17 protein-coding genes are annotated in these 17,866 nt (G+C 60.1%); 1 reads left to right on the top strand and 16 read right to left on the bottom strand.

Annotated elements, in window-relative coordinates; translation table 11 throughout:
* Window positions 1-234: 234 nt before the first annotated feature.
* From B3N48_RS17260 to B3N48_RS17230, 7 genes are all read right to left on the bottom strand, one after another.
* Entirely contained in the window at window positions 235-711 is a 477-nt protein-coding gene (locus B3N48_RS17260; RefSeq protein WP_296185753.1) for a MaoC/PaaZ C-terminal domain-containing protein, read from the bottom strand.
* 26 nt (window positions 712-737) lie between these two features.
* Window positions 738-1,589, bottom strand: coding sequence for a sugar phosphate isomerase/epimerase family protein (locus B3N48_RS17255; protein WP_296185751.1), 852 nt, complete (start codon window positions 1,587-1,589; stop codon window positions 738-740).
* A gap of 14 nt (window positions 1,590-1,603) precedes the next feature.
* Window positions 1,604-2,767 (bottom strand): dihydrodipicolinate synthase family protein, encoded by a 1,164-nt coding sequence (locus tag B3N48_RS17250; protein ID WP_296185749.1) that lies wholly within the window; start codon window positions 2,765-2,767, stop codon window positions 1,604-1,606.
* Between the two features lie 37 nt (window positions 2,768-2,804).
* Complete coding sequence (locus B3N48_RS17245) at window positions 2,805-3,605, bottom strand: shikimate dehydrogenase family protein (RefSeq protein ID WP_296185747.1); 801 nt, start codon at window positions 3,603-3,605, stop codon at window positions 2,805-2,807.
* Between the two features lie 53 nt (window positions 3,606-3,658).
* A complete protein-coding gene (locus tag B3N48_RS17240) occupies window positions 3,659-5,263 on the bottom strand; it encodes an acyl CoA:acetate/3-ketoacid CoA transferase (RefSeq protein WP_296185744.1) in 1,605 nt (534 codons plus the stop codon).
* A 90-nt stretch (window positions 5,264-5,353) separates the two neighbouring features.
* Entirely contained in the window at window positions 5,354-6,703 is a 1,350-nt protein-coding gene (locus B3N48_RS17235) for an MFS transporter (RefSeq protein WP_296185740.1), read from the bottom strand.
* Window positions 6,704-6,802: 99 nt separating this feature from the next.
* Entirely contained in the window at window positions 6,803-7,561 is a 759-nt protein-coding gene (locus tag B3N48_RS17230) for an enoyl-CoA hydratase/isomerase family protein (RefSeq protein ID WP_296185739.1), read from the bottom strand.
* Between the two features lie 297 nt (window positions 7,562-7,858).
* Here B3N48_RS17230 and B3N48_RS17225 point away from each other — a divergent pair, with 297 nt between their 5' ends.
* Window positions 7,859-8,497, top strand: a complete 639-nt coding sequence (locus B3N48_RS17225; protein ID WP_296185737.1) for a TetR/AcrR family transcriptional regulator — start codon at window positions 7,859-7,861, stop codon at window positions 8,495-8,497.
* Between the two features lie 179 nt (window positions 8,498-8,676).
* Here the strand turns inward: B3N48_RS17225 and B3N48_RS17220 are convergent, their stop codons facing one another.
* The 9 genes from B3N48_RS17220 to B3N48_RS17180 all read right to left on the bottom strand — a co-directional run bounded on the left by B3N48_RS17220 (window position 8,677) and on the right by B3N48_RS17180 (window position 17,856).
* Window positions 8,677-9,282 (bottom strand): HD domain-containing protein, encoded by a 606-nt coding sequence (locus B3N48_RS17220; RefSeq protein WP_296185735.1) that lies wholly within the window; start codon window positions 9,280-9,282, stop codon window positions 8,677-8,679.
* Between the two features lie 91 nt (window positions 9,283-9,373).
* On the bottom strand, window positions 9,374-10,114 hold the full coding sequence (locus B3N48_RS17215) for a 2-keto-4-pentenoate hydratase (protein ID WP_296185732.1): 741 nt from the start codon (window positions 10,112-10,114) through the stop codon (window positions 9,374-9,376).
* Window positions 10,111-11,547 carry a dihydropyrimidinase gene (gene hydA, locus B3N48_RS17210; RefSeq protein WP_349677026.1) on the bottom strand — a complete coding sequence of 479 codons (1,437 nt, stop codon included), beginning with the start codon at window positions 11,545-11,547 and terminating at the stop codon, window positions 10,111-10,113. The genes B3N48_RS17215 and hydA overlap by 4 nt, the downstream gene beginning before the upstream one ends.
* 158 nt (window positions 11,548-11,705) lie before the next feature.
* Window positions 11,706-12,467 (bottom strand): SDR family NAD(P)-dependent oxidoreductase, encoded by a 762-nt coding sequence (locus B3N48_RS17205; protein WP_296185727.1) that lies wholly within the window; start codon window positions 12,465-12,467, stop codon window positions 11,706-11,708.
* Window positions 12,464-13,384, bottom strand: a complete 921-nt coding sequence (locus B3N48_RS17200; RefSeq protein WP_296185725.1) for an allantoinase PuuE — start codon at window positions 13,382-13,384, stop codon at window positions 12,464-12,466. The genes B3N48_RS17205 and B3N48_RS17200 overlap by 4 nt, the downstream gene beginning before the upstream one ends.
* Window positions 13,381-14,322: an NAD-dependent epimerase/dehydratase family protein gene (locus B3N48_RS17195; protein ID WP_296185724.1), complete on the bottom strand. Its 942-nt coding sequence runs from the start codon at window positions 14,320-14,322 to the stop codon at window positions 13,381-13,383. Before B3N48_RS17195 ends, B3N48_RS17200 begins: the two co-directional genes overlap by 4 nt.
* Complete coding sequence (locus B3N48_RS17190) at window positions 14,319-15,977, bottom strand: ATP-binding cassette domain-containing protein (RefSeq protein WP_296185722.1); 1,659 nt, start codon at window positions 15,975-15,977, stop codon at window positions 14,319-14,321. The genes B3N48_RS17195 and B3N48_RS17190 overlap by 4 nt, the downstream gene beginning before the upstream one ends.
* Window positions 15,974-16,819, bottom strand: a complete 846-nt coding sequence (locus tag B3N48_RS17185; RefSeq protein WP_296185720.1) for an ABC transporter permease — start codon at window positions 16,817-16,819, stop codon at window positions 15,974-15,976. Before B3N48_RS17185 ends, B3N48_RS17190 begins: the two co-directional genes overlap by 4 nt.
* Window positions 16,816-17,856, bottom strand: coding sequence for an ABC transporter permease (locus tag B3N48_RS17180; RefSeq protein ID WP_296185719.1), 1,041 nt, complete (start codon window positions 17,854-17,856; stop codon window positions 16,816-16,818). Before B3N48_RS17180 ends, B3N48_RS17185 begins: the two co-directional genes overlap by 4 nt.
* Window positions 17,857-17,866: the final 10 nt, after the last annotated feature.

The raw sequence follows: 17,866 nt of genomic DNA, 5'->3' as shown, positions 1-17,866 counted from the left end.
TTCCAGCCAGAAGCGGACACAGCCCCGGCTCTGTGACAAAACGCACGATAGTGCTCGTTCATTGAAGCCTTGGCTGTCAGGAGGCAGTACACATCGGGTGATGAGGCTGGACCAGCACACTCCCGGTGATCCGAAAACATTCGCGTGGGATGCTTGGTATGTCCAGAGGAAGCACGGCCAACTGGCTGCCAGGAAGTCACCACAAGTCTTGCCCCTCAATTCTGACCATCGAACTTAGCTGCGCATGCCCATCAACAGCTGCGTTTCTCCCTCCTGTACGGTTGTTCCGGTTTGATTCAGAACGCTGAGCGCCAAGGTGGCTATCCCTCTGTCCGCGCGCTTCGTCGTCCTCATCCCGACAACGCTGATCTGCACGTGGATACGATCTCCGATGAGGATTGGCGCACGAAATGACCAATTCCAGCCCAACGTTGCAAGCCCCTGCAGCCGAACCGGGCAGCGAGTCTTCAAACCGTCAGCCAACGATAAGCCCAACAGACCGTGTGCGATGCGACCAGGAAAGCCTGCTTCCTGCGCCGCGATGTCATCCAGATGAATGTCATACAGGTCGCCGGATACGCCTGCGAAATTGACCACGTGCGTTTCGGTAACGGTGACGCCGGAGGTGTTGAAGCTGTCGCCCACCTTGATATCGTCAAAATGATACATCCCGGGCACCAACACTCGGCCTTCGTTTTCAGAAGCATTCATTCTTGTTTCCCTCCTCATTTTGGGCGTCAGCACGCCGACTGCAAACGATCGGCGCAGACCGAAAGCACCTCATCGGGCGCCACCTTCCACCAACGCTGCTCGGAAAATATCTCCACCTCCACCATCCCTCTGTAGCCCGCGAGTTCAATCAAATGGCGAAAGCCTGGCAGATCAACGACACCGTCACCCATCATGCCGCGATCCATCAGCCTGTCCTGTGTGTCCGCGAGCCAATCGCAGACGTGGTAACCGAGGATTCTTCCGGCCTGGCCTGCCAAGGCTATCGAAGAGGCCAGGTCAGGATCCCACCAGCAGTGATAGACATCGATTGCCAGACCCAGCATGGCGTTGTCGCCTGGCGCGACCGACTCGCACAGAGCCAGAGCTTGCCTGATTGTATTGACCACCGAGCGGTCTGATGCGTAGGTCGGATGCAAAGGCTCAATGGCCAACGGGACCCCTCGTTTACGGGCTTCCAGATACAACTCGGCGACACCGTCATGAACCTGCGAGCGAGCGCCGACCAGTCCTCCTTTCACTCCGTGGGCACCACCGACCACGAGCACGAAACACTGGGCGCCAAGTTCAGCAGCATCGTCCAGAGCCTTGATGTTGGCGCTCATATTCGCTCGGCGCTCAGCTTCATCGCAGGTTGCCAGATAGGCTGACCGACAGTATCCGGTCACTGTCAGTCCGAGCGCCCGCAAGTGCCGGGCTGCGGCCGCGGCGCCGATGGCTTCGACCTCACGCCGCCAAGGCGCAACGCCGCCGAACCCGGCACGCGCAATCCTGTCCAGTGTCTTCGCAAGCGGCTCGCGATGGCCGAGGGTGGCGGTGTTGATCGCGCACCGGTGCAACTGACCTTCTAGAGATCTCATGTCCCCTCCTTCATTCAGGGCTGGCAACCCAGGGTTTGCATCACCAGGCGCATGCGCTGGATCGCGCCGTCCGGATCGCGCAACAGGTTGGCCGAATCGGCGAGGCGGAATACGTCTGCCAGATACAGAGGCGGACGCGCGCCATGATGGCCGCCCAACATGAAGAAATGCGGCTGAAAACCGTTTAAATAAGCAAGAAAGACAACGCCCGTTTTGTAGTACTGGGTGGGTGCGCGGAACATGTGGCGCGACAATGCAACCGTAGGTTCAAGGAGGCGGTCATAAGTTTTCACGTCGCCTTCAGCCAGTGCAGCTAATGCGCGTGAAGCCGCAGGTGCGATCGCGTCAAAAATACCCAGCAGCGCATGGGAATAGCCGGCTTCATCGCCCTTGATCAGCGACGGATAATTGAAATCGTCGCCGGTGTACATTCTCACCCCGTCGGGCAAGCGGCGGCGAAAAGCGATTTCCCTGGCATCGTCTAGCAGCGATATCTTGATGCCTTCGACCTTCGAGGCACTCTCCCCGATCACCTCCAGGCAGGCGTCTGCGGCGTCATCCAGATTCTCCGTTCCCCAGTAGCCCTTCAACTCGGGATCGAACATTTGGCCAAGCCAATGCAGAATCACCGGTTGGTTACACATGCCCAACACTTCACGGTACACACGCACATAGTCCTCGCGGCTGCGGGCGGCTCGCACCAATGCTCGGCTGGCCATGAGGATGACGCGGCTGCCGGTGCGCTGAATGGCTTCCAGTTGAGTGGCGTAGGCGCGGATGACGTCGTCGCAGGACAACGCCGAATGCAGCTCAAGATGGTCGGTGCCGCAACCGGAGGCGATCAACGCGCCAGGTAGATCGCTCGTTTCGAGCATGGTTCTTTCGACCAGTTCGCGCGCGGTATCCCAGGACAGCCCCATGCCACGCTGGGCGGTGTCCATGGCCTCGGCGATTCCTAAACCCTGATTGATCAGATAACGCCGGTATTCGATGGTGCGCTCCCAGTCGATGGCTGGCGACTGATTCAGCTCTCCGGCAGAGCGCGGATCGGCGACGACGTGGGCAGCGGAATAAGCGATGCGATTGAAGCGGCTTCCCGCCGGGGCTGCACTCAAGGGCTCGCCCTTGAGCGTATAGATTTCAAGCTGACCAGAAGCGGTCGGAAGAGAAATGTTCATGATGGATGCTCGCAAGATGTAAAAACCGGGCTGCGATTTATGTCAGGTGGCTCGGAGACGGTAATGTGATGTCGGCCAGGTCGACGCCGAAGAACTGCGCGAATTCCTTGAGCTGCCCATGAATCATCGGCAAGCCATTGGTGGCATTGCAGCCGTACCGACGTGCATGCTTCAGCAAGGGGGTTTGGGCCGGCGTCATGATGATGTCGATGACCTGCAAGGTCTGGGGAAAGTCGCCGAAGGAAACCGGCATACCGTCATGCTCGCCCATCCCAACGGGTGAGCAATTGATCAGCACATCAGTGGCGGCAACATCGGCGGGGTTGTGATCGATCTCCACGCGGCAGGCGGGAGAGAAGTGACGCAGGCGCGTGACCAGCTCTCGTAAAACCTCCGGCCTTGGATCGCTCACCGCAATGGCCGCCGCACCCGCCTGCGCCAGCGCATGGGCTACTGCGGCACCCGCCCCGCCGGCGCCGATCTGCTTGACCCTCATGCCGTGCAGCTGAAAACCCAACGGTGCCAGCCCCTGGATCAGTCCTGTGCCATCGAACATGTCACCCAACCAAGTGCCGTCGGGCTCGCGCCGCATCGCATTGATGGCGCCGACTCGCTGCGCAACCGGCGACAACTTATCCACCAGCGCAGTCGCGCTGACTTTATGCGGCACGGTGATCACCAATCCATCGAGGTTGGCAATGTCTTTGAGCCCGTCGATGATCGTTTCGAAATGCTCGACGGGCGCGTCGAATGCAACGCAGATGGCGTTCATCTGCGCGGCATTGAATAACGGATTCATTAACTGTGGCGTCTTCACCTGGACGACCGGGTGACCCACGATACCGAACAGGCGCGTGGAGCCATTCACCTGTGGGCTGTATGTATTCGTGTTCACGGCCGTTGCTCCGACTGTGCGCGCAGGCGCGGGTGTTCCGGCCAGGCTTGTTCGCTCATGGTGGCATCCAGCCTCATGGGCTCGGGGCGAAACAAGCGTTCGTCCATGAGCCGCAAATCCGGTGAAATGACGGGACGGAACGCCATGTGGGCAAGCACATCGCGCTCAAGGTCGATGCCCGGCGCAATTTCGAACAACTCCAGTGCACCCTCGATGGCCCGGAACACTGCTCGTTCGGTGACGAAGAGCGTGGATTGCCCGCGCTTCTGAGCATAAGGGCCGCTGTACGACACCTGCTGCAACTGCGAAACGAACTTGCGATGAGCCCCCTCTTTAAGGATGTGAAGTCGCCCGCCCTCGCACGCCACCGCCAGGCCGCCAGCGGTGAATGTGCCGCCGAAGACCATCTTTTTCGCGTTTTGGCTGATGTTGATGAAGCCACCGACACCGATCAATTTGTCGGCGAAGCGGCTGATGTTGACGCTGGCGCTGGCATCGATTTCAACCGCTGACAAAAAGGCAATATCGATACCACCCCCATCGTAGAAGTCGAATTGATAAGGCATGTCGATGATCGCGCTGTAGTTGCGCGCAGCACCGGCGTCCAGTCCCGCTGCTGGCGCGCCACCAATCAGTCCCTGCTCATTTGTCAGCACGATGTGGTGAAGCACGTCTTCTTCTGCCGCGACCAGACCGATGCCAGTACACACGCCCGAGCCGACGTTGCATACGGCACCCACCTGCAACTCCATCGCCAACCGGCGAGCGATGATCTTGCGCTCATCCAGCGGTAACTTGGGAAAGCTGTCGAGCGGAATGCGCAGTTCCCCGGTAAAGGCTGGATCGTAGGGAGTCTGGTACGTCACCGGCTGATCCGCGTTCACGACCACCACATCCACCAGCATGCCGGGAATTTTGATAGTTTTGGGTGGCAAGGTGCCGCGCTTGGCGATGCGCTTGACCTGCACGATGACCAGCCCGCCATTGCGTTTGGCAGCCTGTGCCATCGACAACATGTCGCCAAAGATGGCCTCGTGCTCCATCGAAATGTTGCCATCCTCATCAGCAGTCGTCCCGCGCAGGAAGGCGACATCAAGCTTGAACGGCTTGTAGAAAAGCCACTCACGCCCGTCAATCTCCATCAGGCTGACCAACTGCTCATCACTGGGCGCACCCTGACTGCCACCGTCCTGGCGCGGGTCGACAAAGGTGTGCAACCCGACATGACTGAGCAAGCCGGGGCGGCCTGCCGCCATCTCTCGCGTAAGCTGGGAAAGCACGCCTTGCGGCAATGTCCAGGCTTCGATGTGTTTGTTTAGCGCCAGTTGAGCCAGCGGCGGTGAATCTACCAAGGTGCCGCAAATAACGCGCTTGAGCAGGCCCCGATGCGCCATTCTGGAGGCGCCGCGCTCACCGCGATCACCCAGCCCGACCGGGTGGATTGAGGTTAATTGACGTGGACTGCCCTCTGCCAGGAAGCGGCGTTCCAGTGCTTCGATCAAGGTCTCCGGAACCGCGTGCCCGCTTCCCGAACCTCCGATGATCAGCGTGTCGTTGTCGTTAATCAGCGCTATAGCCTGATCGGCGTTCAATATTTTCATGGCTGCTGCGATAGCTCCGCAAAACTGTAAAGGAGAAACCTGTACCGGGCGCTTTGCGCGCAGGCATCGGCCCGGGACAGGAAGGTTTGATCAAGGCCGGGCTGAGGCTATCGGCGTCGGATGCGGCTGTGCTTCGCCGTCGTTATGGCGCGAGAGGTGTTTACCCATGAGCACGGCAATCAACGTGAGGAACGAGAACAAACCCAGGAACAGCATCAGGTAGGTGGGTTTGCCGCCGGCGTAAGCCACCAACATCGTGGCAATGAAAGGCGTAGGCCCGCCGATAAGAGCGCCGGACAGCTCCCGACACATAGCGATGCCGGAAAAGCGGTATCGGGTTGGGAACAGGTTCGACAGAAAGGCTCCCTGCGCACCGCAAGTACAGCCCCAACTGATCCCATAGACAGCGCTCATCGCCAGCGCGGCGATTACGACACTCTTGGTGTCGATTGCGAGGAACAGCGGCCAGACCAGAATCAAGGCGATTATCGCGCCCGCTGCAAACACGTTGCCGCTGCCGTATTTATCCGACAACAGCCCGCCAATGGGCGCGCAAATCAAGGAGAATCCAAGTGCCACAATCAGCACAATCAGACTGTCCGATCTGGCCATTCCAAGCGTAGAAGTCATGTAGCTGATGGCGAACGTATTGAGGACATAACTCAGCGCCTGGTGCCCGCCCATCGCCAAGAATCCGCACAACACTTCCCGTCGACTGTTTTTGAAAAGCTCGGCTAACGGTACCTTCGTCTCCTTCGCTTTAGCGGCGCTCTCCATGGCCGCGACATACTCGGGCGTTTCGTCGAGCTTGGCCCGGATGTACAGCGCCACACCAAACAAGGCCAGCGAAAGGATGAACGGCACCCGCCACACCCAGCTGAACAGGATGTCTTCCGGCACCCAGGAAATCATCAGAAAGGTGGTAATAGCGAGCATGACCCCAAAGTTGGTCGCCGCGTTCGGAATGGAAGTAAAGAACGCGCGGCGGTGTGGTGGCGCATACTCGGCAACCAGCGTGATGGCCCCTGCCAGCTCGGCACCCGCGCCGAAGCCTTGCATCATCCGCATCAGGATCAGGAGGATCGGTGCCAGGATGCCGACCTGTTCGTAAGTGGGTAATAACCCAAGCCCGACCGTAGCGATGCCCATGATCGTGATGCAAAAGATCAGCGCCGGTTTGCGGCCATATTTATCCCCGATATGCGAGATGACTACACCGCCAATCGGGCGCACGATGAAGCCGACCGCGAAGGTCGCAAACGCCGCCAATGTACCGGCAAGTACAGACAGCTGCGGAAAAAAGAGCTTGTTGATGATCAGCCCGGATGCAGCCGCATATAACCCGTAGTCGTACCATTCAATGATGGTGCCGAGGGTCGAGGCGAAAACGGCTCGCCGGATGTTTTTGCGTTTGGTCTGTTGCGCGTGTGCCGTGTGCATAGCGCTGTCTCCTAATTATTGTTGTTGATTTGTGGCACTACTTTCTATCGGCGCTTCCCTGTCGGCCTCACCCATGCATCTGGCAGCGTCCACCTGCCATCATTCACGCTTTGCCCGTTTGCCGAACGCGGTGACGCCCTCTTCATAGTTTCCCGAGGCAAAACACAGCGCCGTCAATTCATTCTCATAACGAATGCCCTGCTCGACCGACGTCGACAACGCTGCGCGAACGGCGGCCTTGACGGACTGCGTTGCGATCGGGCTGTGCCTGGCTATGTTCGTGCACACGCGCATGGCGGTTTCGATAATCCTTTCATCCTCGACCAGCACGTCTATCAGCCCGATGCGATGCGCCTCGGCGGCGTCGATGGCGTCACCGGTCAAAAGCAGATTCATGGCCTGCCCATACCCCACCAGCCGGGGAAGCATCTGAGACGCACCGCCGCCGCCGACCCAGCCACGCACTACTTCCGGGGCGCCGAATTTGGCCCCGTGCCCCGCCACGCGAATGTCTGCGGCTAGCATCATTTCGAGACCGCCACCCAACACCCATCCTTGAAGCGCGGCGACAACTGGCTTCTTGAAATCACGAATGACCGCGGCGTAGTCCGTGCGACCGCGAAACTCCCAGGCACTGCGGTACGTGTTGAGCGAATCGAGATCGCTTCCAGCGCAAAACGCGCGCGGCCCCTCACCTCGCAACAAGATCACACGCACGTTGTTATCGCGGTCAAGCTCGCACCTGACTTCCTCCAGCGCGGTGGTCATTTCCGGCGTCATCGCATTCAGTTTCTCTGGGCGATTGATCACGACTTCGGCAACTGCCCCTACCAATCGGACGACCACGGTATCTTGCATACATCCTCCTGAGCACCGCTTGGCTTTGAGACAGCTCGCACGAAACTTACTTACTAGTAAGTATGTTTCGGGGCAATTGATACCACCGCCTCCGCAGTTACGCAACCGTTTTTCGGGTACTGGCGATTCGCGGCGACAGGGAGCGAGCCATAGCCGACGGAGTCTGATCAGGGAAAATGTCGTGTAACATCGAACGCAGATGAGTCACTGGCATAGGCTGGCCGCCGATGAACGAACATCGCCGGCAAGTTGCCTGCGGCGCCACGCCTCCCCCGCACGCCTTACTGAGACATGACTTTGAGCCAGAACGACAAAGGCAACGCCACCCCAAAAGAGATGTCGATGCGCGACAACATCAAGGAGCTGGCAAAAAATCTGTTAATAGCGCATGGCTATCACAAGACCACCTTCGGAGTGATCGCGAAGGAACTGGACATCACCACTACCAACATTCACTACCACTTCGGCAACAAGAACAGCTTGGTGGAGGAAGTCGTCACGGATTACGTGCAACTGGCCACTGCCAAGCAACAAGCTATCTGGCTCGACCAGAGCAAGTCGCTCGAGGAAAAGGTCCAGGCTGAACTCGCGTTCAATCGCAGTCTTTTCAGAAAATTCAATCCGAACGGCAAGACTCGCAAGCCTTGGAGCTTGATCAGCCGACTGCGGCTGGAAAGTGATGTCTTGACTGAACCGACCCGCGCGGCGTTATCCCGGTTCACGACTGACGTCAGAGCAGCTGTTGAATGTGCGGTCGACCATGCACTCGACGTTGGCGAGCTGGAAGCGGATGCCCCTAGAGAGGACCTGGTTCTGCTTCTCACGCATTTGGTAGATAGCTTGTCGGTGTTCGCGCAAGATGCGGGCGGCTACGAACGCGTGGAACTGTTCTTGAATGCCTTCTCGCGCATCGTCCTGGCCAAATACACCCACTGACATTGTCATGAGCAAGAGCAAGAGCAAGCAGAACGGGCAAGCACTGCGCTGCGACGGATGCCGATGCAGTTAACTATCGGGATGCGATGATTCAAGAGAGCGTCAGATGGTCGACGGGACAGAGGACGTTCGTGGGCGAAATCGAATACAACCTAGTGGGCCGCTTGTACGCGTATCACTTAACCGACGTCCGCAGGGTTCTGAGTGTGGGGGGCGCGAAAATGGGCGGCGATCCATTGCTCGCAGACCTCCCATAACTGAGGGGCGCCAGCCCGGATGACAGGGCCGTATCGCGAAATGACCTGCTCACGGGTCACCTCGCTCTCCGACCAAGTCCCGCCCTCGGTAAACACGTTAATCAGCAGCGGCTGAAAACGGTCGAGGGCCTTGGCAAACTTCGCATCGTCGGTCTGGGCGTCCTCGAATTCCAGCCAGAGGTCACGGTATTCATCCCCCTGGGGCGCGGGCAGCTGGCCGAACAAACGGTGCGCCGCTTCAACTTCCAATCGGGACTGTTCTTCGCTGGACGATCCCCCATGAATGGGAAAGTCGCCGACATCGATCTCGACGATGTCGTGCAACAACAGCATCCGGATCACCCGATGGGGATCTATCTGCCCAATGGCATATTCACTCAAGATCAGGGCGTACATCGCCAGATGCCAGGAGTGCTCGGCGGAGTTTTCCTTGCGGCTCTTGTCCAACAGCGGGGATTGTCGTACGACACGCTTCAGGCGGTCGATCTCCCTGAGAAAACTCAGCTGTTTTTCCAATGCGGTCAGCATGTGATCTCCCGGTCCATTGTTGCTTGTGAAATGAAGAGCGTGGCTAAGGATCAACCTTTTTTTCAGACGCGACACGAAGAATTACGACAGATCAACTCGTCATGGATACCGAGCCCAGACCATCGAAAATCACCTCGATGAGCGTATCCGGCGGCGCCCAGTAAAGACCGGTCCAGCTCCCTGTTGCAATCAAATCACCGGCTTTCAAAGGTGTGCCACGGGCTGCAGCGTGTCGCGCCAGCCAAGGCAGCGAGTTCAAGGGATCGGAAAAGGGATGACTACCCCGGGCGCCTGTCTGGTGCTGGCCATTGACCCTGAGTTCTACCCGTTGGAGAAGCCAGTCGCCCATTGAATCGACGGGTTCTCCGAGAATCAACGCCCGATTGAGCTGTTGGTCAGCCAGCCGAAGTAACGGGTGGGCGTGCTCGCCACTGTCAAACCGCGTATCACATAACTCGATGGCAGGGATCCACGCGGCAATGGCGTCACGGGCGGCGCTCAGGTCGGCGTGCTCATCGAGGTCGCAGCCGAGACGCACCACCAGTTCGCTCTCGATGCCGAATCGATGGCAGTACCCGACAGGCGCCGTCCAGCCAGTGGTATGGATGGCCTGCCGGGGGACACGCGCCGCGCTGATCAAATGGCCCGGACTGCCGCCCAGCTTCCAGACGTTTGCGCCGTCATCGGGAAACCATCCAAGCGCGGCAGCGACGAGGTCCTGAACGTGATAAGCATCGGCCTCGCTCAACACCTCCAGCGCATCGAACGGCTGGCAGACGCCCTCGCGCCACGCGTCGATCAGCACGCGGGCAACGTCCGCAGGCAGGCTCACAGCGGCAGCTCGTTCTGGCGGCGGCGGGTTTGTGCTGGCACCGGACGAGCGCAAGGCAGGAAGTTTCCACGCCCGGCAACGCCTCTTGGCTCACCGTCCCAGACCACGTCACCACGAGACAACGTCATAGCTGGCCAGGCCGTCAACTGCATCCCTTCATACGGTGTGTAGTCAACGTTGTGATGAAGCATTTGATTGGTCAGTTCAACCCGTTGACCTTCGTTCCAGATGACAAGGTCGGCGTCGGACCCGATGGCGATGCTGCCCTTGCGAGGGTACAGGCCATACATCTTGGCGGCGTTGGTCGAGGTCAGCGCGACGAAGCTTTGCGGCGTGATCCTGCCGGTACGAACCCCCTCTGACCACAGCAGCGCCATTCTCGTCTCGACACCCGGAATGCCATTGGCGACTTTGTCGAAGGTCGGACTGTCCCCATGAGCCTTCTTGCCGTCGCGCCCTTCGTAGCGAAACGGTGCGTGATCCGAGGAAAACAATTCGAACGAACCGTTCTCCAGCCCGTCCCAGATCACCTGTTGGTTGGCGGGGTCACGGGGCGGTGGGCTGCAAATGCATTTTGCGCCCTCGAAACTGTCGTCGCATCCCAGGGAGTCCGCCGTGAGAAACAGGTATTGCGGACAGGTTTCGGCGAAGACTTTAAGCCCCTTGCTTTGCGCCCAGCGAATCTGGTCGACCGCTTCACGGCCCGACACATGGACGATCAGAATGGGCACGTCCACCAGTTCCGCCAAGGCAATGGCGCGGTGCGTGGCTTCACGCTCGATCAGCATCGGCCGAGAACTCGCGTGGTAGCGCGGAGCACCAAGACCGGCAGCGAGCAGGCGTTCGGTGAGCCAGGCAATGCAGTCGCTGTTCTCTGCATGCAGCATCACCATGGCCCCTTCCCGCCGCGCCACGGAAAGGGTTTCGAGAATCTCCCGGTCCCCCAGTTTCAGGGCGTCGTAGGTCATGTAGATTTTGAAGGACGTATACCCCTCGTCGATCAGCGCCGGCAGCTCTCTGTGCAGCACATCGGGCGTTGGATCGGTGACGATCAGGTGAAAGGCGTAATCGATGACCGGCTTGCTGCCCGCGCGTCGGTGGTAGTCATCGACCGCCGCCCGCAGGGTCTGGCCTTTTTGCTGGCACGCAAACGGAATCACCGTCGTGGTCCCGCCGCAGGCTGCGGACACCGTGCCGCTGTAAAAGTCGTCGGCCATGACGGAGCCGTCGCCGGTCGGCTGGTCGAAATGCACGTGGCTGTCGATACCGCCCGGGGTCACGTGGCGGCCAGCGGCATCGATTTCCTTCAAGCCAGCAGGCAGGTCGATGGCCAGGGCGGCAATTCGACCATCACGGATGCCGATGTCACAGGTGAAGGTATCGGCGGCGGTGACGACACGGGCGTTGCGAATAACGGTGTCAAACGATTGCATATCAGACCTCTTTGATGAGTCGGCATCTGTTTGAAAGGCGGGTGTGATCGCGCCTGAACACTCGACGTGGCTGTTCAACAGATGACGGTCTCTAAACAGTTGTGCCGTGCGGGATCGAAGACGCCCCGACATACCGCAACAGCTCGAGTTTTTTGGCGCTAGAGCATGACGTCACCGCCGTTGGGCGATAACGTCTGGCCGGCGTAGAAAGCGCCTGCGTCGGACGCCAGCAGCAAGGCCGTGGGCGCGATTTCGGACACCTGTCCAAAACGCCCGACCGGCAGCTGTGCTTGCTTGGCGTCCAGCCATGCCTGGCTGTGATTGCGCAACAATTCGGTGTCCACCGGACCGGGTGCGATGGCGTTCACCATCACGTTGTGCGGCGCGCCTTCATAGGCCAGAGCTCTGGTAAATCCCACCACCCCGGCCTTGGCAGCGCAGTAATGCGCAAGCCCCGGAGCCCCCTTGTAAGCGAGCTGCGAAGCGATGTTGATGACCCGACCGTGTTTACGGGCGAGCATCGCGCCGAAAAAGGCTCGGGTCACCAGAATCGTCCCGCGCAGATTCACCCCGACGATGTGGTCCCAATCGTCATCGCCCGTCGTCGAAAACGGACGATCACCCCCTCCGACGCCCGCTGAGTTAACGACGATATCGACCTGGCCCAAGCGTTCCAGCGCCCAGTCTGCAAACCCGTTGACTGACGAGGGGCTGGCGACATCGCATTCGGTGGCGTGCAGCGTCAGGCCCTCGTCAGCAAGACGAGCTTGAAGGGCGCGGGCGTTTTCGTGGTCGGCAACATGACAAATCGCGACCTGCGCCCCATGGGCCATAAACAGCTCGGCGATCGCTGCGCCGATGCCTCGGCTGCCGCCGGTGACGACGGCCTTGCGCCCGGTGAGATCGAATACCTGAGTCATGACGCCTCCTGACTTTTTGGTGCGGGATGAACGCGGTGCCAGTGACGGGCAATGTCAATACGACGGGTGACCCAGACGTCCGGGAATGTCGAGACATAATCCAGGAACCGCGCAAGCGACGCCGCACGTGCCGGGTGCCCGACCAGACGCAGATGAAGACCGACCGACATCATCTTCGGTTGGGTTGCGCCCTCCTCGTACAACATGTCGAAGGCGTCCTTGAGAAAGCTGAACCATTGCTCGCCCGTGCTTACGCCAGCGGCGAACTGGCCATCGTTGTTGGTCAGCGAATAAGGGACGACCAGATGCGGTTTGCCACCGACAGAGGTCCAGAACGGCAGTTCATCGCCGTAATAATCGGAGTCGTAGATGAAGCCTCCCTCCTCCACCAACAAACGTCGGGTGTTGACGCTCGGCGCATAACGGCAGTACCAGCCTTGGGGACGGGAGCCCGTCGTACGTTCCAGGGACTCGATCGCCCGACGGATGTGCTCCCGCTCCTGTTCTTCACTGAGCCCGTAATGCTTGATCCACCGCCAGCCGTGGGAACACACGTCGAAGCCTGACTCCTTGATGGCCTGACAGGCATCGGGGTTGCGCTCCAGTGCCAGTGCGCAACCGAATATCGTCGCAGGCATCGAGCGCTCTTGAAACAGGCGCATGACGCGCCAGAACCCGACGCGACTGCCGTACTCGAACAACCCCTCGGCCGCCAGGTCCCGACCCTGTACGCCGGTGTTGAGCCCACTGCTTTCCGTGAACCAGGTTTCGCTCGCGGGTTCGCCGTCCTGAATGGAAGGCTCCGACCCTTCCTCATAGTTCATCACGAAGTTCAACGCGAGCCGCGCCCCTCCGGGCCATTTCGGATCGGGCAAGTTACGGCCGTAGCCCACGAAGTCTCTTTGAAGGTCGCTCATATCCGCTGCTCCTGCCGGTTTGCCATGATCCATGCCGCGTACGCGCCGATGCCCTCTTCAAGCGAGATGCAGGGGGCGTAGTTCAGGTCGCGACGGGCAGCCTCGATGCTGAATTTCGCCTGGTGCTCATCCACCGGGTCCGGGCCTGGCTGAAGTTCGATATCCGCATTTGCGAACAACCCCCGCACCACGTGGGCGACGTCTTCGAGAGTGACCCGACTGTCGCCGGTGACGTTGTAGGTGGTGCGGGGCAACACAGGGGCGTCCAGCGCCTTGATCAGCCCGTCTGCCGCATCCTCGACATGAATGAACTGCCGGGGAAAATCAGCACCGAATGCCATGCGGGTCGCACGTCCGGCCAGGGCGTCTTCAATCAGGGTGCGGATCACGCAATCGGTCGTGCGACCCGGGCCGTAGACCCATGACAAACGGATGCTCGTCGCAGACACGCCATACTGCTGCGCGTAGGCGGTGGTGATGTATTCGGACGCCACCTTGCTCGCGCCGTAGAGACTGGCCGGCTTCAGCGGCACGTCTTCTGGAACGGGCCCGGAATCGACCACCCCATAGGCGCTCGTCGAGGAGCAATACACGAACCGGCGTGCAGCATGGACACGCGCCAGCTCGAGCACGTTGGCCGTGCCGACGACGTTGACCTGCACCATCGAATAAGGCGTATCGCGTGCCACCATCGGCCCCGAAAATGCGCCGCAGTGCACGATCGAATCGATTCCGTCCCGGGCAATGGCGTGCAGGCCGTGGATGTCGCCCAGATCGCATGCCTGAATCTGCACGCCTTGCTGGGTGACGCAAGCCAGGCGGTCCACCGCAAGAACGGGGCGCCCCAGTGCCTTGAGACGATGCACCAATTGGCGCCCGACCAGCCCCGCGGCACCGGTCACCAGCACCGGTTTGTCGGATGAAAATGCGCTACTCATAGTTGTCGTTCCGTCTCTAAATCGCCGGTCTGCGCCTCTGCTCGCACTTCGATGGGAAGCTCGGCCTCAAGGAGCTTGCGGGTATAGGCGTCCTTGGGATTGGCGAAAATGGCTTCTGTCGGACCTTGCTCGATGATCTTGCCGTGACGCATGACCGCCACGTAGTGAGCAAGGGACCGGACCGAGTTCAGGTCATGAGTGATGAACAGCGCCGAGAGCCCCATGCGCTTTTGCAGATCGCGAACGAGGTCGATGATCTGTGCGCGTACCCGGATGTCTAGCGCGGTGGTCGGCTCATCGAAAATCACAAAATCAGGACGGACCGCCAAGGCCCTGGCCATCCCTACACGTTTCTGCTCTCCGGCGGTCAATTCATGGGGGTAGACGTCGGCCTTGGCGCGGGCGATGCCGACCAGGTCCAGCAGTTCCAATACCCGCGCATCTTTCTCGGACCGGGTCAGCGGGTCGCCCAGCTTGAGAGGCTCGGCGATCAGGTCACGCACACGCCAGCGTGGGTTCAAGGCCACGTAGGGTTCCTGAAACACCATCTGCATGCGGCGGCGCACGGCCCTGAACTGCTTGTCGGTGAGGTCTTGGGTTTCTGTTCCGTCAAAGCGAATCGACCCCGAATTGGACTGCAGCAAACGAACCAGGCACTGGCCAGTGGTGGTCTTTCCAGACCCGCTTTCCCCCACAAGTGCCAGGGTCTCGCCCTTGCGAATGGTCAGTGACACATGATCGACCGCACGCACCGGCTCGGAGGAACCCTCGACATGGAATGTCTTGACCAGATCCGTGACCTCCAGCAGTGGCTGAGCCTGTTCCCGACCCTGCGACGGCTCACGGTCCATGGGCAGCGGCCGCACCCGCGCAGCGTCCAGCAATTCCTGACTGTAGGGATGCTTTGGCCCATCGGTGAGGAAGGTGCGCAAGGTTTCAAGTTCCAGCAACCGCCCGGATTTCATGATCCCGATGCGATCGCAGTAATTGGCCACCATGCCCAGGTCGTGGGTGATCAGCACCACCGCAAGCCCCAACTCGCGGCCCTTGGCCACCAGCAGATCGAGCACCTGCAGCTGAATGGTCGCGTCCAGCCCCAGGGTTGCATCGTCCGCCAGCAGGATCTTGGGCTGCGCGATCAAAGCCATCGCGATCACGACACGCTGGGCCATGCCGCCGGACAATTCGTGGGGGTAGGCGTGGGCCCGTCGATGCGCGTCGACGATCCCGACCTGCTCGAAAAGGCGTAGAGACTCCAGCCAGGCCTCTTTTTTACCGATGCCCCGGTGTGCCCGAAGCACCCGAGCGATTTGTTCACCGACCTTCACCACAGGGTCGAGCAGCGCTTTTGCATTGGTGCCGATGAGCGCAACCTCCCCCCCTCGAAAACCGCGCCGCTGCTCTGCGGTCATGCTCGAAGTCGACTGCCCATTGACCAGCACGTCACCGGAAATGACACGCCCTTCACCGGGCAGCATGTCGATGATGGCGCGGGCGAGCAGGGATTTTCCCGCGCCGGTCTCGCCGACGATGCCGAGGATTTCACCTTTCTTGAGCGAGAAGCTGACGTCTTGCAAAGCCGGTGCCTGCGTTTCGTCGGCAAACCCGACGCAGAGGTCGCGGACTTCCAACAGCGGTAAGTGAGAGGTTGTCATGACGCGCTCCTGCTGTGCGGATCGAACATCTGCTTCGCCGCGTCTCCAAGCAGCGCGAACGTCAGCACCGAAAAGACAATGGCGAGCCCCGGGAACAACGCGACCCACCAGATACCGAGGATCATTTGCTGGGCGCCGTTGCTTACCATCAGCCCCCACTCAGGCGTGGGCATCCGCACGCCAGCGCCGACGAATGACAGGCCCGCTGTCAGCAGAATCGCCATGCCGATGCTGATGGAAATCTGCACGATGGCCGGCGTGAGCGCGTTCGGAAGGATGTGCTGGAACATGATCGTACTGTCCGTGGCGCCGCTGCATCGGGCCGCCGCGATAAACGGACGCTCACGCAGCGACAACACTTCGGCCCTGATCAGGCGGGCGAACACAGGGGTGAACAAGACGGCAAGCACGATGGCTACGTTCCAGATTTCCTGGCCCATGACCGACACCAGCACCATGCCCAGCACGAACACCGGGAACGACTGAATGAAGTCAAAAACGCGCATGGCCAAGGAGCTGATCCAGCCCTTGTAGTAACCGATGGCGAGGCCGATCGGCACCCCGATCACAAAGGCGATGGCGACCGCCGTCACACTGATCAACAAGTTGATGCGGGTTGCAAAAATGACCCGGGAGAAAATATCCATTCCGGACACATCGGTGCCGAACAGGTGCACCACCGACGGTTCTTGCAAGGCGTTAAGCGGATCGGCGTTTTCAGGCGAGTAAGGGGCAATCCAGGGGGCGAACACGATGGCGACAAACTGCAGCGCCAGAAGCGTCAGCCCGATGATCAACGTGGTCTTGCCGGAGAATCTGCGTGTCACTGCTGACGTTTTCATACTTCGATCCTCGGGTCGGCGATGCCGTAGAGCACATCCACGACGGTATAAACGATGAGAATGAAGGCGGCAGCGACCAGCACGAACCCCTGCAAAGCCGGGTAATCGCTATTCATCACGGCAGAGACCGCGTACTGCCCAAGGCCTCCCCAGGCGAAAATCGTTTCCACCAATACCGCCGCCCCCAGCAGGAAACCGAACAGGAAGCCCACCATGGTGATGATCGGCGGCAAGCTGTTACGCAACGCTATGCGCACCAATTTCCATTCGCTCAGGCCGCTGGCGCGCGCGTGGCGAATGAACTCGCTGCGGTAGTTATCGGCGAAGACGATCTGCGTCATCTTCATCAAGGCACCGGCGTTGACGATGGTCAGCGTGAGCACGGGTAGCCACAGACGCCCGACCGCCGAGGCGAACGCGGCGGTGTCGCCAGCCAGCAGCGTGTCAATGGTCAGGAATCCGGTCACGGCAGGAGGCGCCGACAGGATCGGGTCGAGCCTGCCGAACGGCGCCGGTGCGATACCCGCGACGTTGAAGAGGAAGTAGATCAGCAGCAGACCAACCCAGAAATCCGGTACAGCCCCGGCCGCCAGGCCATAGACCTTGCTGAAGCGATTGATCATGCCCTTGGGCCGGGTCACAGCGATGACCGCAAGCGACAGGCTTAACATGATCGTCAGTATCATCGTGTAAGTGATCAGCTCCAGCGTCGCCGGGACACGGTCGAGCAAATCGACCGCAACCGGGTTGGACGTGAACATCGAGGTCCCCAGGTCCCCATGAACGACGGTCGACAGATAACTGGTGAACTGCGACCAGAGGCTGGCGTTCAAGCCCAGTCGTTCGCGTAGATTGAGGATCTGTTCGGGCGTCGCCATGTTACCGAGCATCAGCAACGCAGGGTCGCCGGGCAGCAGGCGAATGAGCAGGAACGTGGCCAGCAGCACGCCAAACATCTGCGGGACAAGAATGGTCAGCCTGCCCAGAACGATGCGCAGTGGGCGTGGCAACGACCGTAACGTGGTACTCGGTCTCATACCGTTCTCC

This window comes from Pseudomonas sp. UBA1879 (assembly GCF_002338065.1).
GTDB lineage: Bacteria > Pseudomonadota > Gammaproteobacteria > Pseudomonadales > Pseudomonadaceae > Aquipseudomonas.
This window is presented reverse-complemented; position numbering and strand designations above follow the sequence as displayed.